The organism is Nonlabens sp. MB-3u-79, from assembly GCF_002831625.1.
Taxonomy (GTDB): Bacteria; Bacteroidota; Bacteroidia; order Flavobacteriales; family Flavobacteriaceae; genus Nonlabens.
Genome location: NZ_CP025116.1, coordinates 1,480,891 through 1,492,500 on the forward strand (window position 1 = coordinate 1,480,891; position 11,610 = coordinate 1,492,500).

Annotated in this window: 8 protein-coding genes, 2 tRNA genes and 2 rRNA genes (1 of these 12 only partly in view); 5 read left to right on the forward strand and 7 right to left on the reverse strand. The window is 39.8% G+C overall.

The genetic code is table 11. The features are described 5' to 3' along the window. Positions 1–96: 96 nt before the first annotated feature. The 7 genes from CW736_RS06500 to CW736_RS06530 form a co-directional block, all read right to left on the reverse strand. Positions 97–1,431, reverse strand: a complete 1,335-nt coding sequence (locus CW736_RS06500; protein WP_101013201.1) for a sugar MFS transporter — start codon at positions 1,429–1,431, stop codon at positions 97–99. Between the two features lie 24 nt (positions 1,432–1,455). Continuing rightward, on the reverse strand, positions 1,456–2,436 hold the full coding sequence (locus CW736_RS06505) for an isoaspartyl peptidase/L-asparaginase family protein (protein ID WP_101013202.1): 981 nt from the start codon (positions 2,434–2,436) through the stop codon (positions 1,456–1,458). A 56-nt stretch (positions 2,437–2,492) separates the two neighbouring features. Then, complete coding sequence (locus CW736_RS06510) at positions 2,493–2,897, reverse strand: RidA family protein (protein WP_101013203.1); 405 nt, start codon at positions 2,895–2,897, stop codon at positions 2,493–2,495. Positions 2,898–3,068: 171 nt separating this feature from the next. Further along, complete coding sequence (locus CW736_RS06515) at positions 3,069–3,593, reverse strand: transposase (RefSeq protein WP_232735435.1); 525 nt, start codon at positions 3,591–3,593, stop codon at positions 3,069–3,071. Between the two features lie 69 nt (positions 3,594–3,662). Further along, positions 3,663–5,057: an FAD-dependent oxidoreductase gene (locus CW736_RS06520; RefSeq protein WP_101013204.1), complete on the reverse strand. Its 1,395-nt coding sequence runs from the start codon at positions 5,055–5,057 to the stop codon at positions 3,663–3,665. A gap of 55 nt (positions 5,058–5,112) precedes the next feature. Further along, positions 5,113–6,375, reverse strand: a complete 1,263-nt coding sequence (gene kynU, locus CW736_RS06525) for a kynureninase (protein WP_101013205.1) — start codon at positions 6,373–6,375, stop codon at positions 5,113–5,115. After that, positions 6,375–7,058: a selenophosphate synthetase gene (locus CW736_RS06530; protein ID WP_101013206.1), complete on the reverse strand. Its 684-nt coding sequence runs from the start codon at positions 7,056–7,058 to the stop codon at positions 6,375–6,377. Before CW736_RS06530 ends, kynU begins: the two co-directional genes overlap by 1 nt. 103 nt (positions 7,059–7,161) lie before the next feature. Here CW736_RS06530 and CW736_RS06535 point away from each other — a divergent pair, with 103 nt between their 5' ends. From CW736_RS06535 to CW736_RS06560, 5 genes are all read left to right on the forward strand, one after another. Beyond that, on the forward strand, positions 7,162–8,454 hold the full coding sequence (locus CW736_RS06535; RefSeq protein WP_101013207.1) for a multidrug effflux MFS transporter: 1,293 nt from the start codon (positions 7,162–7,164) through the stop codon (positions 8,452–8,454). Between the two features lie 834 nt (positions 8,455–9,288). Beyond that, positions 9,289–10,814: ribosomal RNA gene (locus CW736_RS06545) — 16S ribosomal RNA — on the forward strand. Positions 10,815–10,943: 129 nt separating this feature from the next. Next, positions 10,944–11,017: transfer RNA gene (locus CW736_RS06550), tRNA-Ile, on the forward strand. A 114-nt stretch (positions 11,018–11,131) separates the two neighbouring features. Continuing rightward, positions 11,132–11,205, forward strand: a tRNA-Ala gene (locus CW736_RS06555). Positions 11,206–11,337: 132 nt separating this feature from the next. After that, a 23S ribosomal RNA gene (locus CW736_RS06560) occupies positions 11,338–11,610 on the forward strand; it runs 2,546 nt beyond the window's last position. The 16S and 23S rRNA genes sit together here with 2 tRNA genes alongside, the layout of an rRNA operon.

The following is an 11,610-nucleotide window of genomic DNA, read 5'->3' on the forward strand; positions in this document are numbered from 1 at the left end:
TCCTTGGCTTACATACTTTAACCAGCTACTTGGGCAACCGGCAAAAAAAAAGCCATCACAATTGCAATGGCTTTAAATTATTAGCTAAATTTTAAGTTACACATTTCTTTTACTTGAGCCGTAATAAGCAATGTATGCGTAGCACAATAAAAGAACAAGAAAGGCAATACTTAGACCTGTGCCAGTAGCATTTCCATTAACGTCTGCACCAAAAGCATCTGCTATAGTACCGACTAACTTTGGAATAAACGCACCACCTACTATTCCCATCACAAGAAGACCTGAAGCTTGAGCTTTTAAGTTGTCTAAGCCATCTAAAGCAAGGCTAAATATAGTTGGAAACATTATAGAATTAAATAAACCTACTGCCAGTATAGTAAACATGGCTGTAGTGCCAGTGCTGCCTATAGAAATCAAAATCATTGCGATAGCAAGTATACCAAAAACCGTCAACAGTTTACCACTGCTTATAAACCTCATTAAAAAGGCTCCGACAAATCTTCCTATCATTGCTCCACCCCAATAAAGAGTTACAAAAGAACCTAGAATAGCGTTAGCATCTACCTCGCTGATGTCTTTCCCTATAAGAAGGAAAGAAGATAAGCTACTTAAAAAGCCGCTATTTTCTATCGTCGTTATCACGTTTAATTCTTGAAAATAGTTAACTAGGAAGCTACCTATAGAGACTTCTGCTCCTACATACATAAAAATACCTAAGACGCCTAGTAAAAATCTTTTGTTAGATAGCAATTTAGAATAGCCTCCTTTAGGAGCTTTTTGTAAGAGAGAAGGTAGTTTTGTAAAGCCAAATATGGCGGCAAGTGTGAAGAGGACACCGGCAATGATAAGAAATGGTTCCTGAACTGTTAAGGCCTCTCCAGCGTAATAAGTAATTTTATCGGTATCTGACAATTTTAAAATGCCTTCACTTGACATCACGCTATCACTCAGTAAGAATAATGCTCCAGCTATAGGAGCGAGTAGAGTTCCAAAGCTATTAAATGCCTGTGATAGGTTCAACCTGCTAGAAGCCGTTTTTTCATCACCCAAGAGCGTTACATAGGGATTTGCAGCAACTTGCAGCAATGTGATTCCAGCAGCTAATGTGAAGAAGGCGGTTATAAAAATCCAAAACTGTCGGTAGCTTGCTGCGGGATAGAATAAGCAACAAGCAACTCCCATGACGATTAGGCCGGTAACAATACCTTTTTGATAGCCTATTTTCTCCAATAAAAAACTAGACGGAATAGCAAAGCAAAAAAATGCACCAAAAAACGCAAACTGAACCATTATAGACTGCCCATAACTTAATTCAAACACATCTTTTAACCTCGGTACTAGCGCATCTACTAATACCGTTATAAATCCCCACATAAAGAAAAGGGTGGTTAAGAAGGCAAAGGCTGACGTATAATCTTTTTTATGACTCATATAAATAGGTTGCAATTAATGACTTTATGACTTTAAATAAGCCTTTGATTCTATTCTAGTATTTACAGAGTTTTTATATTCCATTCGAGCAAACCCTGGATGTATGCAATAACTACCTGTTTCACCAGCTTTATTCATCGCAATGTAGGCTACTTGAAAGTGGTCTATTTGATCGTTTTTAGAAACGATTCTGTTCAAAGCCTCTTCACAAGCTTCTTGAGGACTTTTACCTTGTCGCATAAGCTCGACAATTAAAAAGCTACCCACATTTTTCATGATCTCTTCACCCATACCCGTAGCTGCTGCACCGCCTATTTCATTATCTATAAACAATCCAGCTCCTATAATAGGAGAGTCGCCTACACGACCCTTCATTTTATAAGAAAGACCAGATGTGGTACAAGCACCGGCAATATCGCCATTTTGATCCATACACAACATGCCTATGGTATCGTGGTTTTCGATATTGATGATAGGTTTGTACTCGCTGTCTTTGAGCCATGCTCGATACGCTTTTTCTGAAGACTCTGTAAGTAATTGTTCTTTTTGAAAACCGTATTTATAGGCCAGTTCTTCGGCACCTTGGGAAGCGAGCATGACGTGTGGTGTTTCTTCCATCACGATTTTTGCAAGTGCTGCAACATTAGTGATGTTCTCTACACAAACCACAGCGCCGCAATCACCATTAGCATCCATTACACAGGCGTCTAGAGTAACATTACCTTCTCGATCTGGTGCACCGCCTTTGCCTACCGTAGTATTTTTAATGTTTTCTTCTTCAACAGCAACACCTATTATGGCAGCGTCTAGAGCAGAAACACCTTTATCTAAGGCTTTTCCAGCAGCGTCATTAGCTTTTGTAAACGCCCAAGTGCATATGGCAATGGGTTGTTTTTTATAGGTCATAGTAGAAGGAGATTTGTCTACACAAGCTAGTAATGTCGCTCCTAAGGAAAGGGCAACACCAGCTTTAGTACTTTTAATTATGAAATTACGTCTGTTCACGAGCTTGAAAAATACGATTTTAGCAATTAAAAACTCGAAACTCTATAAAAGGAATATTAAAGAGGCTTAAAAGCCATCGCTTTAATTTCAATCAATAAATGAGGATGTGGTAATTGGTGCACAGCAACAGTAGTTCTGGTAGGTCCATCATAGTCAAAAAACTCACCGTAGGTAGTATTGTAACCACCAAAATCATTCATGTTTACTAAGAAGGTAGTCACATCAACAACATCTTTTAAGGAGGCGCCTTCAGTTTGTAAAATCCCATCTATATTTTCCAGAACCGCTGCGGTTTGTGCTTTGATATCTAGACTGGTGGTTCCCATTTCGTCCACTTCCACACCCGCGAAAGTATTGTCTGCTCTACGACTACTCGTTCCTGAAACAAATAAAAAATCGCCTACACGTTTGATATGCGGGTATTTACCTCTAGGTCTTGCTTTATCTTTTAATACTGCCATTGTTGTTATTTTATCTTTTAACTAGCCAACCCCAAAGGTTTCCAAAACCTTTAGGGTTTGGCGGTTTATTTCATTCTAAATCTTTTCTCGATGAAAATAGTTTATAATTTTTAATTCGGCTTGCGTTTTAATACCCTAAAGTTAACATCCCCAAAGGTTTTTAAAATTTAATTAGCAATGAGCCTCCTTAAACTCTTCAACTCCATCAAACCACTTCAAAGCAACTTCCTTGTTAATAAAAGTTGATTCGTTAGATAAATAGTCATGATAAGAAGTCCATGAGTATTCTATAGAGTCATCGCAATAACCATGATTTACTGGATTATTATGAATGTATATTAGCGTGTTGTTTAAATATTGTTGATTTTCAATTTTCTTTCTTCTAAATTTTCTTCTGAATAAGCTACCACTTCGTTTTTGTTGCTTATTAAAAGCTTTCGCGTAACTATTAAATAAATTTCCAAACGCTTGAGAAGCTATCTTTTCATTACAATTCGATTTTATTTGAACTAGAAAATGAAAATGATTAGGCATTAATGCATAAGCATAAATATGAGCTACTGGAACAATATACTTTTCAAATCGTTGTAAAAAGAATAAATAGTTTCCTGCGTTTAAGAACAAGTTGATACCATTATTACCTTGGTTGTAAATATGATAAAATTGATCAGGTTCTAAAAGGTCGTATTTTTCCAATTTTTACTTTATTAGTTTCAGCAGACCGCAAAGGTTTCGCAAACCTTTGGGTCTTTATCCTACGATTAATTATCCTCGCAACCAGATAACTTCCTCCGTTTTCGATCTAATCTTCTTTAACAATTCGTTTAAATCATCTTCTACTTGAATCGCGCCATTTTCTAACAACCATAATATAGCTTTGTCTTGCGCACGGCCCTTAAGCATTGCATCTCGGTAGCTGATTCCTTCTTGTGGGAAGGTAACTAAGGAGTATTTAGATTGGTATTCCGCTTTCGCGAAAGCGGACTCTAATCGCATTTCAATCTGACGCTTCAACTGGAAGTTAGGATTAGCTACACTATCTCTCATCTCTACAAAATTGTCTAGAGCAAGATCTGCTATAGCATCAGCATCTGGTTTTCTCTTTTTGGAGAAAGCGGTAAAGGCATCGGCCCAAGATTCGTTTTGGTCGAGCATCTGGTCAAAAACCACTACGTCTTCAAAACTAGCATTCATTCCTTGACCGTAAAAGGGTACAATGGCATGTGCCGAATCACCTATAATCAAACTGGTTCCATAAGCCGTCCATGGGGAGCATCGCACAGTTCCTAGTGGTGGTGCTGGATTAGTATGGTATTGCTCTACTAAATCTGGAATGTGTTCTACCACATCTTTAAAGTAGGTGTTGAAGAAGTCTTTTATTTCTAAGTCTGTTGTAATACTATTAAAAGCAGGTCCATCCCCTTCATATTGCATGAATAATGTCAGTGTAAAACTACCGTCGAGGTTGGGCAGAGCGATCAACATAAAACCACCACGTGGCCAGATGTGCAAGAAGTTTTTTTCTATACGCCATTTTCCATCTTCAGTAGCCGGGATACTGAGTTCTTTATAGCCATGAGGCAACCAATTCATGCTGTGAGAAAACAAAAAGTCGCGTTGTTTCATCATCTCCTTGCGCACCACAGATCCAGCTCCGTCAGTTCCTAGAAGAATATCAGCTTTCCATTCTTTCTCTGTTTCTGTTTCTGAATCTTGATAAGTGACAGAGGCATTTTTTAAATCTACGGAAGTTACTTTATCATCAAAGTCTATTTGTACATCATCGTATTGATCAGCTTCGTCCAGCAGAAGTTTGTTGAGCTCTTCTCGGGAGATCGAATTGATATATTCTCCTTCACGGCCACTGTAGTTAGAGGCAAATGTATTGCCCTCTATATCGTGAACTAATCTTCCGTTCATAGGGATACATAACTCGCGTACTTTTTCTTCAAGGCCCACTAATTTTAATCCAGCCAGACCACGATCAGAAAGGGCCAGGTTGATAGAACGACCACCATCTACAGTTGCTTTGCGCATATCGGGACGTTTTTCTAGTATATCTACCTGATATCCTTTTTGCGCTAGTCGCAACCCTAAAAGTGAGCCGCATAGTCCAGCTCCTGTGATGAGTACTTTAGTTTTTTTATTAGTTGTTTTCATTTTGTAATTACTAAGAAATTAGTATTAGGTATTAGGACGTTTTAAAAGGAGTCTCTTACAACTCGCTTTTCAAAACTTCTACAAATCTCCAGCAATCTTCATAGTTATTATATAAAGGAACCGGTGCTACTCTAATAACATCTGGTTCTCGCCAGTCGGCAATGACACCTTTTGCAGTTATGGCGTCATAAAGTGATTTATCTGCATTTTTAACCGCTAGTGATAACTGGCAACCTCTATCTTTAGGAGTACTAGGGGTAATAATCGAAATACGGTCGTCTTTGAGTTCTTTTAAAAGGTATTCCAAATAACCAGTAAGCTGTATGGATTTTTCACGAAGGTGTTCGAAACCTGCTTGTGCAAATAAGTCTAAACTGGCCCTTATCGCTACCATACTTAATATAGGAGGATTGGATAGTTGCCAGCCTTCAGCACCGTGCATAGGTTCAAAGTCGTCCCGCATTTTAAAACGGGTGTCTTTATTATGACCCCACCAACCAGTAAATCGCGGTAAGTCTGTATTGTTAGCATGACGCTCATGTACAAAACAACCCCCTAAACTACCTGGTCCAGAGTTCATATATTTATAAGTACACCATACGGCAAAGTCTGCTCCTGACTCGTGTAGCTCTAAATCTACATTTCCAGCTCCGTGCGCACAGTCAAAACCTACCATGGCTCCGGCTGCATGCCCTAAAGAGGTGATTTTTTTAAGATCAAAAAACTGTCCTGTATAATAATTTACAGCACCTACCATGATCAAAGCAATACTATCGCCTTGTTCTTTTAACAGCTTTTCCAGGTCTTCTATTCTTGGAGTGTGCTCTCCAGCTCTCGGTGCCCACTCTATAATGTTTTCCTTGTCATCATAACCATGAAATTGCACCTGAGAAGCTACCGCATAGCGGTCACTAGGAAAGGCATCGGCCTCGATAATGATTTTAGTGCGTTTGCCCTTAGGTTGATAAAAGCTAACCATCATTAAATGCAGGTTAGTCGTCAAGGTATTCATGATAACTACTTCGTGAGCTTTTGCACCTACCACTTGAGCGGTAGTTTCGGTTAAAATTTCATGATAAGGCATCCACGGATTTGCGGCATGAAAATGTCCTTCTACACCCAGTCGTGCCCAGTCATCCAGTTCTTGATTGAGATAAGCTTTCGTCTGACGCGGTTGTAGTCCTAACGAATTGCCACATAAATAGATGGACTCTGTTCCGTCTGTATGTTTTGGAATGAAGAAGCTTTCGCGAAAGCGAGACAAGGAATCTTCTCGATCTAACTCTAAAGCAAAATTGCGGTCTGTTTTAAAAATCATTACTTGGTTTTAGTAATTTCTATATCGGTAAAATTAATGCTCGTAGCACCATCTGGGGACCGGTGATCTGTGGCAAAAGTAAAGCCTGCGATAGTCTCAAACTTTTCAAAGGTAGTGATCATAGAAGGCGTGCTGTCATTTCCTCTACGGTAGGCCCATTCTTTAAATTTGTGGTTTGCGTCATAATATATGTCATAAGCATCGCCAGGAGTGTAGCCGCCTTCCTTATTATAAAGTATGCTAATCATATCCAGCGTATCTTTAGAGATAGGTGCCATTTGAGATTTCTTTTCAGTAATCGTTGTTCCTTGATCCCATACTAGTTTAAATTCAGGAATCAACCAATACACATCATTGATAAATGCGCGATCTGAACTGATTTGAAGGCTGTCTAATTTTGAATGGCGCTTGTAATTAATGGTGTCTCCTAATGCGATCAACTGCACGTTGTTAGTCTTAGGGTTCCAAGTCCAGTTTCTGGTCAATACCGTTTTACCTGATTTACCTACGTTAAAGCTAAATTTGATTTCTTCTACCTCATTCCAGCTTTTCAGACCGGCTGTATTTGCAAGACGTTGAGCGGTAGAAAGTGTTGTTGTTTCTTTATCAGTACCTGTAGGAGTTTCCTTTTTACAACTGCTTATGATGGCAATAACACAAAGAATTAAAAAGGTATTTTTCATTGAAAATTAATTTGTTTAAAAATACAAATTATAAGGGGTTACTAAATGGTAAAGCTTTGTGAATAATCTAAATAAAGATTATGCTAAAACGTAGTTTTGCGATATGAGAGTAAAGTGGGTGGAAAAAAATAAAATGAGTAAAGGGCGTAGGGTGAGTATTATTCTCGTTCTCGGTACTTTGATCGCGGTAGGACCATTTTCTATAGATGCCTATTTGCCCGCCTTTAAACAAATTGCTGGTGAATTTAAAGTAGACACTAGTGCTATAGGGATTACGCTTACTACTTATTTTATAGGTATAGGTTTAGGACAGTTAGCTTATGGCCCATTAATGGATCGATTCGGTAGAAGAAAGCCTTTGATGTTTGGATTGGTCCTATATATAGTCACTAGTCTTTTGAGTGCTTATGCTTGGGATGTGACCTCTTTGGCAATTTTGAGGTTTTTTACTGCACTTGGGGCTTGTGCGGGAATGGTCGCTAGTAAGGCTATAGTTAGGGATTTATTTGATGAAGAAAAGGTGGCAGATGTGCTCTCTACTTTAATGCTAATCATGGGAATTGCTCCTATTATAGCCCCTACCATTGGTGGTTTTGTGATCGAGTATTATCATTGGGAAATGATTTTTTATGGATTAGCAGGCTTTGCTACCTTGATGTTGCTCAATGTCATTTTTGTACTCCCAGAAAGCTCTAAACCAAATCGAGCGACCAGTTTACACCCTATTCCTGTATTGCGGGAATATATAGCTATTTATAAACACAGAGATTTTTTTGTATTTGCCACAGCTCGCGGTTTTGTGATAGGGTTGTTATTGGGTTATGTAGCTGCCGCGCCATTTATCTTTATGGATTACTTTGATATGAGTCAAGAAAACTTTGCTTATATCTTTGGTAGTAATGCAGCCGGACTTATAGCCGGTAGCCAGTTGAATAGACTTGCCCTTACTCGATTCACTACATTTCAAATAACTTATGTGGTCAGTTTGTTACTGGTCTTGATTACTGGTTTTGGTTTTATCTACGTTTGGAATTTTACTCCCGTATTTTGGGTGGTGTATCCTACTTTATTTACGATGATGATGTGTATAGGTTTTCAAAACCCAAATGTTACTGCTCTTGCTTTGAATCCGTTTACCAAGCGCGCTGGTAGTGCGAGTGCCTTTGTAGGTGCGGTAAGCATGATTTTTGGTTCGATTGCCAGTTGGTATGTGTCTCGATTTGTAACGGTTTCTTTATTTCCTTTGTTTGCTATGCTTTCAGGTGGCGCGCTGCTAGCTCATATCGCAGTAGAATATTTTAGGATGAATTATGCTCAGGGTTACGCTTTCGCGAAAGCGTACTTAAGACACCCTTATAAGTTTAAAAAACGAGAAGACCAGTTATCAGACTTTTAGATAGAGGGATCGTTTTTATTTTCCAAGTATTTAGAATAACCAAAGGTTTTCTGACACGCCAAGAGAGTTTCTATACAGGTCCTTTTATTCCTGTAGCCGTTTCCTTTTTTAAGAGGTAGTAATACCGTCTGATTTCCAAGCCAGCATCTTTTCAATTGTTTAATAGAGTTAAGGAAGCTACCTACCTTGTTAGTTGGTGTGGATGCATCGTTAAGAAAAATGTAGAAGAGTATAAATGGCCTTTGTAATGAGTAGCTATGTGTGGCCGAGGTAATTTTTTCACCTTCTAGCTGTAGTACCATTTAATAAAAAGACGCTTCATACCTGGTTTTAGCAATTGTTTTCGGCTATTTTAATGTTTGAGGGTACAGGTATTTATGGAGCAGTTATAATGTTGTTGCCGAGGCGAAGGCGGCGTAGGTAGGGTTTGGAGGATTATTTGATTAGGGCACAAAATAATTTTCAACATTAAATAGCTGTAAATGAGCTTATTGTTTTTCACTTCAATTTATTTTCATTTTTTCTCATTAAAAAGTTTGGTTGGTAACAGATAGTGTCTGTATATTTGCACCCGCTAAGGAAAACAGGTATATGTTTAACAAGGCAAATGTTCTTCAAAAAGGCTAAAAAATCAACAATGAAATCGTGAAGATTTGCTGTAAGATTTTAGTTTTAGATTTTGAAGATGTTCATTGAGATATTGATTGACAGAACAAATTAAAGTTATCACTTTAGAGTGATAACAATAGTTATATAATAAATATAGATAAGCACAATGCTAATTAAGTAGTTTCTAAAAAGCATCATATATTAAATGATCTTTAAAAAGATTCGACGATGAAGAGTTTGATCCTGGCTCAGGATGAACGCTAGCGGCAGGCTTAACACATGCAAGTCGAGGGGCAGCATATCTAGCTTGCTAGATGATGGCGACCGGCGCACGGGTGCGTAACGCGTATACAATCTACCTATTACTGAGGTATAGCCCGAAGAAATTTGGATTAACACCTCATAGTATTATTAAGTCGCATGATTTAATAATTAAAGGTTACGGTAATAGATGAGTATGCGTCCTATTAGCTAGATGGTGAGGTAAAGGCTCACCATGGCTACGATAGGTAGGGGTCCTGAGAGGGAGATCCCCCACACTGGTACTGAGACACGGACCAGACTCCTACGGGAGGCAGCAGTGAGGAATATTGGACAATGGGCGCAAGCCTGATCCAGCCATGCCGCGTGTAGGAAGACGGCCCTATGGGTTGTAAACTACTTTTGTACGGGAAGAAATCTCTCTACGTGTAGAGAGTTGACGGTACCGTAAGAATAAGCACCGGCTAACTCCGTGCCAGCAGCCGCGGTAATACGGAGGGTGCAAGCGTTATCCGGAATCATTGGGTTTAAAGGGTCCGTAGGCGGGCTAATAAGTCAGTGGTGAAATGCAGGGGCTTAACTCCGGCACTGCCATTGATACTGTTAGTCTTGAATTATTGTGAAGTGGTTAGAATATGTAGTGTAGCGGTGAAATGCTTAGATATTACATAGAATACCAATTGCGAAGGCAGATCACTAACAATATATTGACGCTGATGGACGAAAGCGTGGGTAGCGAACAGGATTAGATACCCTGGTAGTCCACGCCGTAAACGATGGTTACTAGCTGTTCGGTACGATTGAGTACTGAGTGGCCAAGCGAAAGTGATAAGTAACCCACCTGGGGAGTACGTTCGCAAGAATGAAACTCAAAGGAATTGACGGGGGCCCGCACAAGCGGTGGAGCATGTGGTTTAATTCGATGATACGCGAGGAACCTTACCAGGGCTTAAATGCATTTTGACAGGTCTAGAAATAGATTTTTCTTCGGACAATTTGCAAGGTGCTGCATGGTTGTCGTCAGCTCGTGCCGTGAGGTGTCAGGTTAAGTCCTATAACGAGCGCAACCCCTGTTGCTAGTTGCCAGCGAGTCATGTCGGGGACTCTAGTGAGACTGCCGGTGCAAACCGTGAGGAAGGTGGGGATGACGTCAAATCATCACGGCCCTTACGTCCTGGGCCACACACGTGCTACAATGGTAGGGACAGAGAGCAGCCACTTCGTGAGAAGGAGCGAATCTACAAACCCTATCTCAGTTCGGATCGTAGTCTGCAACTCGACTACGTGAAGCTGGAATCGCTAGTAATCGCATATCAGCCATGATGCGGTGAATACGTTCCCGGGCCTTGTACACACCGCCCGTCAAGCCATGGAAGCTGGGGGTGCCTGAAGTCGGTGACCGCAAGGAGCTGCCTAGGGTAAAACCGGTAACTGGGGCTAAGTCGTAACAAGGTAGCCGTACCGGAAGGTGCGGCTGGAACACCTCCTTTCTGGAGTTTCTGAAATAATGAAACTACAAGAGTGATGTAATGCAGAGTTACTTAGTTAGTGTGTTTATTTATTTTTATATTAAGAATTGTCAATTAAGAGAAGCCGCGAGGTTTTGTTCAATGATTTAGAGTCTCATAGCTCAGCTGGTTAGAGCGCTACACTGATAATGTAGAGGTCGGCAGTTCGAGTCTGCCTGGGACTACTTTTTTTTGTGGTTTTGCCACATTTGTTCATTTAAAATAATTAGGAAACTTTAGATGTTGAGGATTATATTCCATATTCATAATTTTGAATTAATTTTCTAAATTTCTGAAATGGGGGATTAGCTCAGCTGGCTAGAGCGCCTGCCTTGCACGCAGGAGGTCATCGGTTCGACTCCGATATTCTCCACGAGTGTATTTATACACAAACGTTCATTGACATATTGAAAAGATTAAACGAGTAACGTAGATTAATTTCTACATTATAAAAGTAAAATAAAATAGGTTTTTACTCCATATCGTTGTGGGGTAAAATTGAATATCATAAGCAAATTAAGGGCGTATGGGGAATGCCTTGGCTCTCAGAGGCGATGAAGGACGTGATAAGCTGCGATAAGTTGCGGGGATCAGCACATGTGAATTGATCCGCAAATTTCCGAATGGGGCAACCCGGTATATTGAAGATATATCATCCGCAAGGAAGCAAACCTGGTGAACTGAAACATCTAAGTAGCCAGAGGAAGAGAAAACAATAGTGATTCCGCTAGTAGTGGCGAGCGAACGCGGAATAGCCCAAACCAATAATGTTACGGCA